General features: G+C 34.0%; 15 protein-coding genes. 9 read left to right on the forward strand and 6 right to left on the reverse strand.

What is annotated here, in order from left to right; genetic code table 11:
• Nucleotides 1-25: 25 nt before the first annotated feature.
• From GJJ64_RS14470 to GJJ64_RS14480, 3 genes are all read left to right on the forward strand, one after another.
• Nucleotides 26-1,105: a lipase family protein gene (locus GJJ64_RS14470; protein ID WP_154288482.1), complete on the forward strand. Its 1,080-nt coding sequence runs from the start codon at nt 26-28 to the stop codon at nt 1,103-1,105.
• Between the two features lie 17 nt (nt 1,106-1,122).
• Nucleotides 1,123-1,587, forward strand: coding sequence for a DUF4268 domain-containing protein (locus tag GJJ64_RS14475; protein ID WP_154288483.1), 465 nt, complete (start codon nt 1,123-1,125; stop codon nt 1,585-1,587).
• 65 nt (nt 1,588-1,652) lie between these two features.
• Nucleotides 1,653-1,946: a hypothetical protein gene (locus tag GJJ64_RS14480; protein ID WP_154288484.1), complete on the forward strand. Its 294-nt coding sequence runs from the start codon at nt 1,653-1,655 to the stop codon at nt 1,944-1,946.
• Between the two features lie 177 nt (nt 1,947-2,123).
• On the opposite strand, the gene hscA is transcribed toward GJJ64_RS14480, so the two are convergent.
• Both hscA and GJJ64_RS14490 read right to left on the reverse strand, forming a co-directional pair.
• The gene (hscA, locus tag GJJ64_RS14485) at nt 2,124-3,962 is read right to left on the reverse strand and encodes a Fe-S protein assembly chaperone HscA (RefSeq protein WP_154288485.1); all 1,839 of its coding nucleotides are present in this window, start codon (nt 3,960-3,962) and stop codon (nt 2,124-2,126) included.
• A gap of 117 nt (nt 3,963-4,079) precedes the next feature.
• Nucleotides 4,080-5,417: a dihydroorotase gene (locus GJJ64_RS14490; protein ID WP_154288486.1), complete on the reverse strand. Its 1,338-nt coding sequence runs from the start codon at nt 5,415-5,417 to the stop codon at nt 4,080-4,082.
• A gap of 75 nt (nt 5,418-5,492) precedes the next feature.
• Here GJJ64_RS14490 and GJJ64_RS14495 point away from each other — a divergent pair, with 75 nt between their 5' ends.
• The 3 genes from GJJ64_RS14495 to gldC are packed head-to-tail and all read left to right on the forward strand — an operon-like array spanning nt 5,493 to nt 7,416.
• Nucleotides 5,493-6,824 (forward strand): DEAD/DEAH box helicase, encoded by a 1,332-nt coding sequence (locus tag GJJ64_RS14495; protein ID WP_154288487.1) that lies wholly within the window; start codon nt 5,493-5,495, stop codon nt 6,822-6,824.
• The gene (locus GJJ64_RS14500; RefSeq protein WP_154288488.1) at nt 6,821-7,087 is read left to right on the forward strand and encodes a hypothetical protein; all 267 of its coding nucleotides are present in this window, start codon (nt 6,821-6,823) and stop codon (nt 7,085-7,087) included. Before GJJ64_RS14495 ends, GJJ64_RS14500 begins: the two co-directional genes overlap by 4 nt.
• Complete coding sequence (gldC, locus tag GJJ64_RS14505; RefSeq protein WP_154288489.1) at nt 7,084-7,416, forward strand: gliding motility protein GldC; 333 nt, start codon at nt 7,084-7,086, stop codon at nt 7,414-7,416. Before GJJ64_RS14500 ends, gldC begins: the two co-directional genes overlap by 4 nt.
• A gap of 25 nt (nt 7,417-7,441) precedes the next feature.
• Here gldC and GJJ64_RS14510 read toward each other — a convergent pair whose 3' ends face one another.
• The 4 genes from GJJ64_RS14510 to GJJ64_RS14525 form a co-directional block, all read right to left on the reverse strand.
• Nucleotides 7,442-9,355 carry an AMP-dependent synthetase/ligase gene (locus GJJ64_RS14510; RefSeq protein WP_154288490.1) on the reverse strand — a complete coding sequence of 638 codons (1,914 nt, stop codon included), beginning with the start codon at nt 9,353-9,355 and terminating at the stop codon, nt 7,442-7,444.
• Between the two features lie 117 nt (nt 9,356-9,472).
• A complete protein-coding gene (locus tag GJJ64_RS14515) occupies nt 9,473-9,799 on the reverse strand; it encodes a HesB/IscA family protein (protein WP_154288491.1) in 327 nt (108 codons plus the stop codon).
• Nucleotides 9,800-9,872: 73 nt separating this feature from the next.
• Nucleotides 9,873-10,286, reverse strand: a complete 414-nt coding sequence (gene iscU, locus GJJ64_RS14520; RefSeq protein ID WP_026903654.1) for a Fe-S cluster assembly scaffold IscU — start codon at nt 10,284-10,286, stop codon at nt 9,873-9,875.
• A gap of 151 nt (nt 10,287-10,437) precedes the next feature.
• Complete coding sequence (locus tag GJJ64_RS14525; RefSeq protein ID WP_154288492.1) at nt 10,438-11,652, reverse strand: IscS subfamily cysteine desulfurase; 1,215 nt, start codon at nt 11,650-11,652, stop codon at nt 10,438-10,440.
• Nucleotides 11,653-11,773: 121 nt separating this feature from the next.
• Between GJJ64_RS14525 and mce the strand changes: the two genes are divergently transcribed.
• The 3 genes from mce (at nt 11,774) to GJJ64_RS14540 (ending at nt 13,769) form a co-directional block, all read left to right on the forward strand.
• The gene (gene mce / locus GJJ64_RS14530; RefSeq protein ID WP_154288493.1) at nt 11,774-12,175 is read left to right on the forward strand and encodes a methylmalonyl-CoA epimerase; all 402 of its coding nucleotides are present in this window, start codon (nt 11,774-11,776) and stop codon (nt 12,173-12,175) included.
• A gap of 92 nt (nt 12,176-12,267) precedes the next feature.
• Nucleotides 12,268-12,516, forward strand: coding sequence for a type B 50S ribosomal protein L31 (locus tag GJJ64_RS14535; RefSeq protein WP_026903657.1), 249 nt, complete (start codon nt 12,268-12,270; stop codon nt 12,514-12,516).
• 68 nt (nt 12,517-12,584) lie between these two features.
• Nucleotides 12,585-13,769 (forward strand): GlmU family protein, encoded by a 1,185-nt coding sequence (locus GJJ64_RS14540; protein WP_154288494.1) that lies wholly within the window; start codon nt 12,585-12,587, stop codon nt 13,767-13,769.
• Nucleotide 13,770 lies beyond the last annotated feature (1 nt).

Here is a 13,770-nt window from a genome sequence, read left to right on the forward strand (position 1 = left end):
CGTATTTTGAGTTAAATATTTAAAGATGAAAAATATATTTGCCTTAGTTTTTCTTATCCTTTTCGGATTTTCTTCTTTTGCACAGTTAAAGCCAGGTTTCATGGTTGATGAATATCTGGAAATGTTAAGCGTTTCAAGAGGTCATATAGATTCTCTTATTCCTGGAGATAAAACTCCAGCCTCAACAAGATTTAAAAAATTGTATCGCTCTAAAGAGATAGGTCTTTTAAACAGATGGGAGTTATGGGAAGATGCTACAACTGCTGTAATTAGTATAAGAGGCACTACTGCTGATTTACCTAGTTGGATGGAGAATTTCTATGCAGCTATGGTGCCCGCTACAGGAAGTATAAAATTAGAAAACAATTTTACTTTCAATTATCAATTAGCTAAAAGTGAAGAGGCTAAAGTTCATGTAGGTTGGTTACTAGGGTTGGCTTATTTGCAAAAAGATATTTTACCAAAATTAGATTCATTAGATAAAGCTGGAAAACACCAAATCTTGATTATGGGGCATAGCCAAGGCGCTGCTTTGTCTTATTTATTGCGTTCTCATTTACATTATTTACAGCAACAGGGTAAACTTAACAAAGCTTTTCAATTTAAGACTTTTTGTAGTGCGCCGCCTAAACCAGGCAATTTATATTATGCTTATGATTTTGAAGCTATTAACTATGGTGGCTGGGCTTTTTCTGTTATAAATTCGGCCGATTGGGTGCCTGAAACTCCATTTTCTATACAAACGTTAAGAGATTTTAATCCAACCAATCCTTTTGTTAATCTAGATAAAGCGTTAAAAAAACAGCCTTTATTGGTGCGCTTATATGCTAAAAGATTATTTAAAAGGATTGATAAAAGTACTAGTAAAGCACAGCAAAGATTTGAGCATTATATGGGTACTCAGGTCTTTAAAATTCTAAAGAAAACTTTCCCTGAGATGGAAGAACCAAAATACGAGTCTTCCAATGCTTATACCCGAGTAGGAACGCCTATTATTTTAACGCCAGATGAACAATATTTAAAAGAACGCTCTTTAAAAGACGGTAAAGTTTTTTCTCATCATACCTATTGGGCATATTATCAGCTAGCTTTAAATCTAAAATAAGCTATTTTTGTGCCTTCATGTATACAAGAGAAGAAGCCTCAAGAATAAGGGAAGAATTTTGGACTAGCTTTGGTAAGTATCTAGCGCCCCACCAATCAATCTTTGGTACTAAAGTAAATTGGGTTAATTATAAAACTGGGGTAAAGGATATTTATTTCAGGATGCAAGCTGATAAAAGAACTGCATCAATTTGTATAGCCATCACTCATGCAGATTTAGGTCTTCAAGAGCTATTTTTTGAACAGTTTCAAGAATTTAAGTTACTTTTAGAGCAAGCCTGTAAAGAAGAATGGGATTGGCAGCAACATACCCAAGATGATTATGGCAGAACCATTTCTCGCATTGGTTTAGAAATAAATCAAGTAAATGTTTTTAATAAACAAGATTGGCCGGCTATCATCTCTTTTTTTAAACCACGTATCATAGCGCTTGATGATTTTTGGTATGATGTTAAAGACAATTTTGTTGAGCTAAGTAGATAAATTTTTTTGTCTTGTTTCTGGCATCATTTATGGTTTATTCATGATGAACTAAAATTAAGATCATTATGGATAAGTTGAAAAAATTTGCATTAATGGAGAAAATCTCACATGAGCTAGAAGATCTTAAAAATAGCCAAGTAGCTGTTTTAAATAAGATGGCTAAAATTGAGATTGATAATATGGAGCTGAATAATAAAAAGCTTGAAGATAAATTGCCAGATATGCACCAAAGTGCAGCAGATATGGTTGATAGTATTCAGGAAATATTAAGCGATTTTGAAAGTATTAAATCTTCTTACGAGAGTAAAAACAATATTGACACTTTAAAAGAGCAAGAATTAGTTAATAGTGTAAAATAGAAAGTACAGGGTTTAAATTATAAAGTACAGAGTATATAGACCCCAGAAGCCGGACATCTAGGAGATAATCTTAAACATTAAATAGAAATTCCTGAAGAACGAAGGGTTTAAGAAGTATTATATTGAGCCAAAATAAAAAGAGCCGTTTCATGAACGACTCTTTTTATTTTATGGGTTTTATATGTTTTTACCTTTCATAGCTTGGGCAATGGCTTGGTCCATTAGTCTTTCTGCAAATGGTCTGGTATATTCATTTAAAGTATCAATATTATTTAAGATAGCGTCTTTATCTGCTTTACCTAAACTTTCTTTTAAAGCTTCAATAAGTTTTTGAGTTTCGGCAATTTCTGCTTCATTTAAATAAGCGCTGTTTTTAGCAATAAATCTTTCTGCGGTGTAAACCATTTGTTCGCCTTCTGTTCTGGCTTCTATTACCATACGTTGGGCAACATCATCTTTTGCATGAGTTACAGAATCTAAAAGCATTTTTTCTACTTCCTCATCTTTTAAACCGTATGTTGGCACTACATCAATCTCTTGTTTAACACCAGACCTTAACTCAATAGCTTGTATTTTTAAGATGCCATCGGCGTTAAGCAAAAAGTTTATATCTACTTTGGGGAAACCTGCTGGCATAGCAGGGATACCTTTTAAATCAAACTCGGCAAGTTTCCTGTTTTCTTTTACCAAATCTCTCTCACCTTGGTAAACTGATATTTTCATGTTTACCTGTCCATCTATAGAAGTAGTATATTGTCTGCCAGCTTTGGTAGGTACTTTAGAGTTACGCGGAATAATGACATCCATCAAACCGCCCATGGTTTCTATTCCTAAGGAAAGTGGTGTTACATCCAATAATAAAATATCTTTTCTATTACCAGCTAAAACATCAGCTTGTATGGCAGCACCTAAGGCCACAACTTCATCGGGGTTTATGCTATCGTTAACAGTTTTATTAAAGAAAGCAGCAACTTTTTGTTTAACCAAAGCTGTTCTGGTAGAACCTCCAACCATTACTACTTCATCAATATCGGTAATGCTTAAGCCTGCATCTTGTAAAGCATTTTGGCAAGCTTTAATGGTTAAATCAACTTTATCAGCAATTAAGTTTTCAAAAGTATGTTTATCTATAGCACAAGCTATATCCCCAATTTTTTCATTAAATAAGTTTTGGTGGCTTAATGCTTTTTTAGCTTCCTCGGCTTTCAGACGTAAGGCTTGCATAGGAATAGCATCTCCTGAAAGATTATTCTGAGTAATCCAGTAATCTATAATAGCTCGGTCAAAATCATCACCACCTAAAAATGTATCTCCATTAGTTGCTAAAACCTCAAAAATGCCATTTTGTATTTTAAGTATCGATACATCAAAGGTACCTCCGCCAAGGTCGTAAACAGCAATGGTTTTAGATTCATCAGGATTTAACCCAATACCATAAGCTAAAGAAGCAGCTGTTGGCTCGTTCACAATACGTAAAACGTCTAAGCCTGCTAGTTTACCGGCATCTCTGGTGGCTTGTCTTTGCGAATCGTTAAAGTAAGCCGGAACTGTAATAACTGCTCTGGTAACTTTTGTTTTCAGGCTGTGTTCTGCTCTTTCTTTCAGTTCTTTTAAGATGAGTGACGAAAGTTCTATAGGGGTATAAAATTGTTCGCCAACTTTAATTTTAACTAAAGATTCTTCGTTATCATCATCAATAACTTTATAAGAGAAATAATTCTCGTGTTTTTGGATGTCTTTATAAGAACGGCCTAAAAGTCTTTTAACAGAAAATATGGTGTTTTGCGGGTCGCTAATTAAATATTCTTTAGCTTCATTACCTACAATGGTCTGATTATTTTGGAAGTGTACAATAGACGGAACCAAAACGCCCCTGCCCATATCGTTTATAACTTGCGCATTTCCATCAGGATTAATAAAGGCCACCAAAGAATTTGTTGTGCCTAAATCTATTCCTACTATAATATCCTCTTTTTGTAAAGAGCCCGTTGCCAGGTTAATTGAAACTTTAGCCATAATAAATTAACAGGCTGCAAAGGTAATTAGTTTTAAATTAGGGTATGTTATTAAAATGTCATTCGAGAGGAGGTTTATGAATTTCCTGCCCGAAGTTAACCGGGCAGGAATTAAAATCTATCTATTAAAGGTTAATCTCTTTCCTTTTACAGACTCATCAAATTTACCATGTTCATAAGCTAAATGTCCGCTTACAAAAGTGTGGGTAATTTCTGAGTGGAAAGTTGTACCCTCAAAAGGAGACCATTTACATTTTGCTAAGATATTATCCTCTTTAACGGTGTAAGAAGCGTTTAAATCTACCAAAACTAAATCTGCCCAGTAGCCTTCTCTGATAAAACCTCTATCAGCCAATTGGAAACAAATAGCTACGTTGTGGGCCATTTTCTCAACTATTTTTTCAAGGCTTATTTTACCTTGTTTATGCATTTCTAACATCGCATTTAATGCATGCTGTACTAATGGACCTCCAGAAGGGGCGTTTAAATAAGTTTGTTGTTTTTCCTCTTTGGTATGCGGAGCGTGGTCTGTTGCTATTACATCTATTCTATCGTCTAATAAAGCTTTTAAAATTTCATCTCTGTCTTCAATAGTCTTAACAGCAGGGTTCCACTTGATCCAATTTCCTTTGGTTTTATAGTCCCCATCATGAAACCATAAATGGTGTATACAAGCTTCTGAAGTTATTTTTTTATCGGCTAAAGCCGTTTTATTATCAAACAAGAAGGTTTCTTTCCCGGTAGAAATATGTAAAATATGTAATCTGGTTTGGTGTTTTTTAGCTAAATCAACTGCAAAAGAAGAAGATAAATAACAAGCTTCTTCATTTCTTATGATGGGGTGCATTTCTGGAGTAATAGCATCACCATATTTTTCTTTAAATAATTGTAAGTTATGCCTTACGGTAGCTTCGTCCTCACAATGTGTAGCCACTAAAATAGGGGCGTTTTTAAAAATTCCCTCTAAAGTTTTCTCATTATCTACCAACATGTTTCCGGTAGAAGAACCCATAAAAACTTTAATACCGCATACGTTTTTAGGGTCTGTTTTTAGAACCTCATCTAAATTGGTATTGCCAGCACCCATATAAAAAGAGTAATTGGCTAGTGATGTTTGTTGAGCAATTTGATATTTATCTTCTAATAATTCTTGGGTTAAAGCATTAGGTACGGTGTTTGGCATTTCCATATAGGTAGTGATACCTCCGGCAACAGCCGCTTTCGCTTCTGTATATATTTCTCCTTTATGGGTTAAACCAGGCTCTCTAAAATGGACTTGGTCATCAATACAGCCCGGTAATAAATATTTACCTTCTGCATTAATTTCTTTTGCGTCTGGAGCGCTCAGCTGACTCCCGATTTTTGCTATTTTACCGTCTTTAATAAGAACATCTGCAACAGTTTGTTTGCCTTCGTTTACTAGTGTTGCTGCTTTGATAAGGATTGAGTTTGCCATGTTGCGAATATAAATAAAATCTAAAATCGTGTTCTAAAAATCGTAGCTAGTATTGTATTTCGTATCTTTGCCGCTATGTCCAAAACATTCGAGGATTTTAATTTCAATAAACAGGTTCTGAGCGCTATTGCTGATGCTGGTTACGAAACTCCAACGCCTATTCAGGTTAAAGCAATACCACCCATTTTAAACGGACAAGATGTTTTAGGTATAGCCCAAACGGGTACCGGTAAAACAGCTGCATATGTCTTGCCGATTATCATGAAATTAAAATATGCACAAGATAATGATATAAGAGCTTTAATAATAGCGCCTACTAGAGAATTGGCCATTCAGATTGAGGAAAATGTTAGACTTTATGCTAAATATACCGATTTAAGAATTGTAGCGTTGTACGGCGGTTTAGGGCCTAAAACCCAGATAGAACAGCTAAAAAAAGGCTTAGATATACTCATTACTACCCCTGGTAGGTTTACAGATTTATACCTAGAGGGGCATATTGCAACAAAGAAGCTACAAATATTAGTTTTAGATGAGGCGGATAAGATGATGGATATGGGCTTTATGCCACAAATCAATAAAATCTTAGAAGTAGTGCCTCAGAAAAGGCAAAACTTGCTTTTTTCTGCAACCATGAGCCCTAAAGTTGAAAAACTATCTGAGAACTTCTTACTGTGGCCAACAAAAGTAGAGATCAGTTTACAAGCAACTCCTGCGGAAACGGTTACACAAGAGTTGTATTTTGTACCTAATTTTAAAACCAAAATAAACTTATTAAAGGTTTTTGTTGAAGATGACCCTAGCGTAGAGAAGCTTATTATTTTTTGTAAAAGCAGGGCTAATGCAGAAAACGTTTACAAATTCCTTTTAAGAAGATTTAATGATAACCATGTAAAAGTTCTGCATGCTAATAAAGGCCAAAATACGCGTATAAACTCTATTAATGCGTTTAAAAACGAAGAAGTTAGAATTTTAGTAGCCACAGATGTTGCTGCCCGTGGCATTGATGTGAGTAATGTTACCCATGTTATAAATTTTGATGTGCCTGTGGTGATTGAAGATTATGTACACCGTATAGGTAGAACAGGTAGGGCTTTAAATGCAGGTAAAGCCATTACTTTTTGTAATGCTGCCGAAGAGTATTACCTCCGTAAAATAGAGAAGCTGATTAGACAAGCTATTCCGGTATTGAATATCCCTGAAAAAGTATTTATTGAAGAAACTCCTTACGAGGAACGTCAAAGTATTGCTAGGGAGATAGACGACCAGAAGAAACGTGAAAATCCTGATTTCAAAGGGGCATTTCATGAGAAAAAGACAGCTAACCAAAAAGCTAAATTTAAAGCGCAGCGAGCTAAAGCAACTGGTAAAAGGCCTGTAACATCAAGCAAGAAAAAGAAAAGATGAAGAATTTAAAGTTTACGCCTTTAACCTTGGTAGTTGCTTGTTGCGTTACTTACGCCTTTTATCTGCTTTTAGGTTTTGATACTCCAAAAGAAGGGGTAGGGGTAAATTCAAAAGTGTTTTTTACTCTATTACTTGCCCTTATCCTTTGGCTTACCGATTTACTTTTTAGAAGATTTGTTCTTGATAAAAGATGGCTTTGGTTAATACAAGGCTCTTTTATAATATTAATAATATTAATGATTTTAATTTTTCAAACGATATGAAGAAAGCAGAAATAAAACTAACGATAGAGTTAGACGATAATAATGTTCCTGAAAATATTACTTGGGAATCTAGCGATGCAGAAAATAAGGAAGCTTTAGCAGTAAAATCTATGATGTTAGCCTTATGGGATCATAATTTTAAAAATAGTTTAAGAATTGATTTATGGACTAAAGATATGCCTGTAGATGAAATGAAAAGGTTCTTTTATGAAACTTTACAAACCATGGGAGATAGTTTTTTAAGAGCCACAGGAGAAAAAAATATTGTTGAAGATTTAAGAGATTACTGTGCCCATTTTGCAGAAAAAATGGAAATCATGGAAAAATAAATCACAAAGTAAAAAGCAGACTGGCTTAATCCATGTCTGCTTTTTCTAAATACATATCTTCAATAGCATCAGCGTATTTTTTCTCAATTACTTTTCGCTTAGCTTTCATGGTTGGTGTCATCTCACCTTCTTCAATACTAAAAGGGTTCCTTTTAATTTTAAAGTTTTTGATACGCTCAAACTTAGCTAATTCGCTAGAGAATCTTTTAATATCATCTTCAATCCATTTATTAATAGCTTCATCTTCAATAAATAAATCTGCTTGTTCAAAGAAGCTGTTTGATAAATTGAAGGTTTCTTGCATGGTTTCCCTTGCAGGGGTGATGATAGCTGTAATGTATTCCTTTTTATCGCCAATTAAGAAAACGCTTTCAATTTTAGGGCTTTTTAAATAAGTGTTTTCAACTGGGGTTGGATAAATATTTTTACCAAAAGCATTCACCAACATATTCTTTAACCTGTCTGTAATTTGTAGATTACCTTTGTAAAATCTACCAATATCGCCCGTATGAAACCATCCATCAGGATCTATCACTGCTGCAGTTTCTGATGGTTTATTCCAATACCCTTGCATCACACAATGTCCTCTTACACAAATTTCACCTTCTTCGCTAGTATAGTCTTCTTTAAAGGTGTCATAGGTTTGAATGGTGACAAATTCTTTAGTTTCTACATCTTGTATGCCAACTTCTATACCTGGTATAATTCTACCTACCGTACCATAAACCTGACGATGATATTCTGTTACAGACATTACTGGAGATGTTTCTGTTAAACCGAAACCTTCTAATATTTTGATTCCTAGGTTTCCGAAAAACTCACCTACGTTTTTAGGTAAGGCAGCTCCACCAGATATCATAAATTTTAATCGTCCGCCTGTTTTTTCTTTTATTTTGCTGAAAACCAGTTTCTCCGCAATATTTTGTTTTAAGGATAATAGAAAACCTGGAGTTTTGCCGGATTCTAAAACCATTCTGTGTGCTTGTCCAACTTCTAAAGCCCATAAAAATATTTTAGCTTTTGCACCTCCAGCTGCTGTTCCGCTTTTAATGGCTTTATCATGTATTTTTTCTAGTAGTCTTGGTACACAAGACATAACCGTTGGCTTAACTTCTCCCATATTGCTAGCCAAAAGCTCTAAACTTTGGGCAAAGGCTATCTGGCATCCAACCGCACAGCACACATGATAAGTAGCTGTTCTTTCAAATACATGAGATAGAGGTAAGAAGGATAAGAATAAGTCATTCTTATCTATGACTGGGATTTGCTCTAAACAAACCTTTACATTCTCAACAAAATTAGAATGGCTAAGCATTACGCCTTTAGGGGTTCCGGTTGTGCCTGATGTATAAATCAAAGCAGATAAATCTGTAGGTGAAACGGCATCTCTTGCAATAGCTATTTCTTTTTGGTTTTTCTTTACAGATGATAATCCTTCTTGTAAAAGTTCATCAAAGCTAATGACACCTGCATTAAGCTCTACTTTTTCAATTATCTTTTGGTAATCGTCGAAGTTAGTTACTATTCTTCCTAAAGAAGGGCAATTATTAGCTATTTTGATGATTTTTTTAAGTAAGAAATGAGTTCCTACTAATAGAATTTTTATACCAGAATCATTAATGATGTATTCTATCTCATGTTCTGTAAGGGTAGGATAAATAGAAGTATTTACAGCACCTAATTGTTGTAAACCTTGGTCAAAAAACACATATTCTGGGCAGTTCTCTAAAATAAAGCCAACTCTATCTCCCTTTTTTATTCCTAATTCTAAAAAATAAGAAGATACTGCATCCGCATTTTCTAAAGTTTTCTGGTAAGATATTTCTTCCCAAGTATCTTTTACCTTTCTTTTTAAGAAAGTACGTTCAGCAGGATGGATGTTAACCACCACATTTCTTAGTAAATGAGGTATAGTAGTTTTCTCTGTTATCAAACTCATTTTAATAAAGACTTTTTATAACTGGTTGATTAATGACAATATTATGCTATTTAAAGTAATAAAACAACAAAAGGCATCCTTTAAGGATGCCTTTTATTTCATGTTTGATGAATAATCTTATACAGAGAAGCTTTCACCGCATCCGCAGGTTCTGCTAGCATTAGGATTTATAAAGTTAAATCCCTTACCATTTAAGCCGTCAGAGAAATCAAGCTCTGTGCCAGCTAAATAAAGGAAAGATTTCATGTCTAAGACAATTTTTAGTCCTTTATCTTCAAAAATTTGGTCTCCGGTTTGAGATTCGTTATCAAAATCCATATTGTAAGATAAACCAGAACAACCACCACCTTTAACAGAAACTCTTAAAAAATAAGAGCTATCAAGGTTGGCCTCCGACATTAGCTCCTCTACTTTTTGCTTTGCTTTATCTGTAACTGTAACCATAATTTTTAGTATTGGGTATTAAGTAATGGGTATTGCGAATTATCACTACGCAATATGTTATACGCAATACAAATTAATGATGCGATTTTTCCAACTCTAAAGCTGGTAAACCATTTTTTACTCTGTAATCATTAATTGCAGATTTAATTGCATCTTCTGCTAAAACAGAACAGTGAATTTTTACAGGAGGTAGAGCAAGTTCTTCTACAATATCCATGTTATCAATAGTGATTGCATCATCTATAGATTTACCTTTTAACCATTCTGTAGCTAAAGAAGAAGAAGCAATTGCAGAACCACAACCAAAGGTTTTAAACTTTGCATCGGTAATGATATTGTTCTCATCAACTTCAATTTGTAAACGCATAACGTCGCCACACTCTGGTGCGCCAACTAATCCTGTACCTACATTTTTTTTACTTTTATCTAAAGTACCAACGTTTCTTGGGTTACTGTAGTGATCGATTACTTTATCTGAATATGCCATTTTATTTAAGATTTAAGATTTACGATTTTAGACTTAAGCCTTTTTATCGTAAATCACTTTATAATTCTATTTTTTATTTTCAAATTTTTGATTTTAGCTTTTTAGTACGTAGGTCTAATCTAAAATCGTAAATCTCTAAATTGTAATTTAACTAGTGCTCTGCCCACTCAATAGAGTCTAAATCAATTCCTTCTTTAAACATTTCCCACAGCGGAGAAAGTTCTCTTAAGTGGTTAACTGCTTTTTTAGTGTTTTCTATAGCAAAATCAACTTCTTCTTCTGTTGTAAAGCGTCCTAATCCAAATCTGATAGAAGAATGTGCTAAATCATCAGATAAACCAAGATTTTTAAGAACATAAGAAGGCTCTAAAGATGCTGATGTACAAGCAGAACCAGAAGAAACTGCCATATCTTTCATAGCCATCATTAATCCTTCACCTTCAACATATTTGAAAGAGATGTTAGTTGTATGTGGCAATCTGTTTTGTTTGTTACCATTAACGTAAGACTCTTCTAGTTCTAATAAACTATTTTCTAGTTTATCTCTTAACGCAGAGAGTCTTTTAGCATCTTGTTCCATTTCTAACTGGCAAAGTTCACAAGCTTTACCAAAACCTACAATACCGGGAACATTTAATGTGCCAGAACGCATGCCTCTTTCGTGGCCACCACCATCCATTTGGGATGTTACTTTAACTCTTGGATTTTTTCTTCTTACGTAAAGTGCACCAACACCTTTTGGTCCATACATTTTATGACCTGTAAAAGCCATCAAATCAATACCATCTTCATTTACATTAACAGGTATTTTACCCACTGCTTGAGTAGCATCAGAGAAAAACAATGCACCGTGTTTATGTGCTATAGCAGAAATTTCTTTTATAGGTTGGATAACCCCAATCTCGTTGTTTCCGTACATTACAGAAACTAAGATGGTTTGCGGAGTCATAGCAGCCTCTAATTTTTGTAAATCTAATAAGCCATCAGATTCTACTTCAAGATAGGTAACCTGAGCTCCTAGTTTTTCTAGGTGTTTACAAGTATCTAAAACGGCTTTATGCTCTGTAGTTAAGGTAATGATGTGATTACCTTTGTCTTTATACATTTCATAAACGCCTTTGATAGCTAAGTTGTCTGATTCTGTTGCACCAGATGTAAAAATAATTTCTTTTTCTGAAGCCCCAATCAATTTTGCAACTTGTTCACGAGCATAATCAACAGCCTCTTCTGCAACCCAACCAAATGGATGGTTTCTGCTAGCAGCATTTCCAAATTTTTGAGTAAAATAAGGTAACATCGCTTCAAGAACCCTTGGGTCCATAGGCGTTGTGGCATTATTATCTAGATATATAGGTGTAGTTAACATCTTGTTTATTATTTAGAATTATTTTAAATCAACAACAAAGATAAGAAAAAAGTTTTGTAGAGGTTATATATATTGTCTATACAGATATAGGTAAATTGGTCATAAAAATGCAATTTTGAATATGAAGAAATTAGACCATGTAGGTATTGCAGTCAAAGATTTAAAAGAGGCAATTTCTGTTTTTGAGACTATTTTAAATACTAAAGTTTATAAAGAAGAAGATGTTCCGGAACAACAGGTGAAAACGGTCTTTTTGCAAGCTGGAGAAAGCAAAATAGAACTTTTACATGCATTAAGTGATGAAAGTGCTATTGCTAAATTCTTAAATAAAAAGGGTGAGGGTATACATCATTTAGCTTTTGAGGTTGATGATATTTTTGCAGAGATAAAAAGATTGCAGGCTTTGGGATATGAGCTGATTAATTCTGAACCCAGAAAGGGGGCTGATGATAAATGGATTGCCTTCTTACATCCTAAGAATACTCATGGTGTTTTAATAGAGATTTGCCAGAAAATAAGGTAATTCAAAAAAAAGTAGAATTCATTTGATAATTCAGATAATAAATTAATATATTTGCCCCTCTTAAAAATGGGACTGAAAGGAACTGAAATATAATGAAAAAAGATTTGCATCCATCAAACTACAGATTAGTTGTTTTTAAAGACATGTCTAACGAATATGCTTTTTTAACTAAATCTTGTATCAATACAAATGAAACCGTTAAATGGGAAGACGGTAATGAGTACCCTCTAGTTAAATTAGAGATTTCTCATACTTCACATCCTTTCTATACTGGTAAAATGAAGTTAGTAGATACTGCAGGACGTATTGATAAATTCAAAAATCGTTACGCAAAAAAATAATTTTATAAAAAAGATATTTTTTATAAAGTCTCGGCTAATTTGTCGGGACTTTTTTGTTTTTTTGCAGCATGGCAGTCATTCTATTTGATGATCAATCCAGGGAAAGTTTATCCCCTTTGACATTTACCCGCCCAGTTGCAGACCTTAGAATTGGTATACTCACCATATCAAAAAAATGGGAACACTATTTGCATCAGCAATCATCTTACTTAACCGAAGACTATCTTAAGGTAAAATTTCCAACCATTATTGAAGCTCATAATATTTTTGTTAATGGTTCTATTCTTCCTAATCAATCCTTATTAGAAGCAATTGATGCTTTAAAAGAAGCTGAGCTCTTGATTAAAGATAGTGTAGTTCTAGCTATTAAATTAGTTGAAGCCGATGCAAGAACTTTTAATCTTCAAGATTTAGGTAAATACGCTCGGATAAATTTTGAAGGAACTTTTACCAAATTGCTTTACCCTGAAGATATTTTTAAATATAACGATCAAGAGATAAGAGCAGATTTTGATTTGTTAACTAAAAACAGAACATCAGCTACTTTAAGCAGTACCAATACTATTATAGGCGAGCATATTTTTGTTGAAGAAGGTGTTGAAGCAGAGTGTTCTTCATTTAATACCAAAAATGGGCCTATTTATTTGGGTAAAAATGCTCAGGTTTGGGAAGGTACACATATAAGAGGAAGTTTTGCATTGTGTCATGACTCTCAGGTAAAAATGGGGGGTAAAATATACGGAGGTACAACTATTGGTCCTTATTCTAGAGTAGGGGGAGAGATTAATAATGCAGTTATCTGGGGGCATTCATCAAAAGGGCATGATGGTTATTTAGGAAACTCGGTATTAGGAGAGTGGTGTAATATAGGTGCAGATTCTAATAACTCTAACCTCAAAAATAATTATGATGAGGTAAAGTTATGGGATTACAACAGTCAAAGATTTAGAAAAACAGGGTTACAATTTTGTGGTTTAATTATGGCAGACCATGCTAAATGTGGTATTAATACCATGTTTAATACCGGAACTGTAGTTGGGGTAAGTGCTAATATATTTGGTGCTGGTTTCCCTAGAAATTTTGTGCCTGATTTTGCTTGGGGAGGTTCGCATGGTTTTGAGGTTTACCAACTAAAGAAAATGTTTACTACCGCTGAGGAAGTTTTTAAAAGAAGAAACAGCGTTTTTAACGATGTTGAAAAAGATATTTTAACACATATTTTTAATAATACAGAAGCATACAGAAGATTTTAAA

This window comes from Pedobacter puniceum (genome assembly GCF_009674685.1).
Classification (GTDB): domain Bacteria; phylum Bacteroidota; class Bacteroidia; order Sphingobacteriales; family Sphingobacteriaceae; genus Pseudopedobacter; species Pseudopedobacter puniceum.

What these genes read in the sequence shown, in the direction of transcription:
- GJJ64_RS14470 (WP_154288482.1), top strand. Translation starts at nt 26, where the DNA reads ATGAAAAATATATTTGCCTTAGTTTTTCTTATCCTTTTCGGATTTTCT.
- GJJ64_RS14475 (WP_154288483.1), top strand. Translation starts at nt 1,123, where the DNA reads ATGTATACAAGAGAAGAAGCCTCAAGAATAAGGGAAGAATTTTGGACT.
- GJJ64_RS14480 (WP_154288484.1), top strand. Translation starts at nt 1,653, where the DNA reads ATGGATAAGTTGAAAAAATTTGCATTAATGGAGAAAATCTCACATGAG.
- hscA (WP_154288485.1), bottom strand. Translation starts at nt 3,962, where the DNA reads ATGGCTAAAGTTTCAATTAACCTGGCAACGGGCTCTTTACAAAAAGAG.
- GJJ64_RS14490 (WP_154288486.1), bottom strand. Translation starts at nt 5,417, where the DNA reads ATGGCAAACTCAATCCTTATCAAAGCAGCAACACTAGTAAACGAAGGC.
- GJJ64_RS14495 (WP_154288487.1), top strand. Translation starts at nt 5,493, where the DNA reads ATGTCCAAAACATTCGAGGATTTTAATTTCAATAAACAGGTTCTGAGC.
- GJJ64_RS14500 (WP_154288488.1), top strand. Translation starts at nt 6,821, where the DNA reads ATGAAGAATTTAAAGTTTACGCCTTTAACCTTGGTAGTTGCTTGTTGC.
- gldC (WP_154288489.1), top strand. Translation starts at nt 7,084, where the DNA reads ATGAAGAAAGCAGAAATAAAACTAACGATAGAGTTAGACGATAATAAT.
- GJJ64_RS14510 (WP_154288490.1), bottom strand. Translation starts at nt 9,355, where the DNA reads ATGAGTTTGATAACAGAGAAAACTACTATACCTCATTTACTAAGAAAT.
- GJJ64_RS14515 (WP_154288491.1), bottom strand. Translation starts at nt 9,799, where the DNA reads ATGGTTACAGTTACAGATAAAGCAAAGCAAAAAGTAGAGGAGCTAATG.
- iscU (WP_026903654.1), bottom strand. Translation starts at nt 10,286, where the DNA reads ATGGCATATTCAGATAAAGTAATCGATCACTACAGTAACCCAAGAAAC.
- GJJ64_RS14525 (WP_154288492.1), bottom strand. Translation starts at nt 11,652, where the DNA reads ATGTTAACTACACCTATATATCTAGATAATAATGCCACAACGCCTATG.
- mce (WP_154288493.1), top strand. Translation starts at nt 11,774, where the DNA reads ATGAAGAAATTAGACCATGTAGGTATTGCAGTCAAAGATTTAAAAGAG.
- GJJ64_RS14535 (WP_026903657.1), top strand. Translation starts at nt 12,268, where the DNA reads ATGAAAAAAGATTTGCATCCATCAAACTACAGATTAGTTGTTTTTAAA.
- GJJ64_RS14540 (WP_154288494.1), top strand. Translation starts at nt 12,585, where the DNA reads ATGGCAGTCATTCTATTTGATGATCAATCCAGGGAAAGTTTATCCCCT.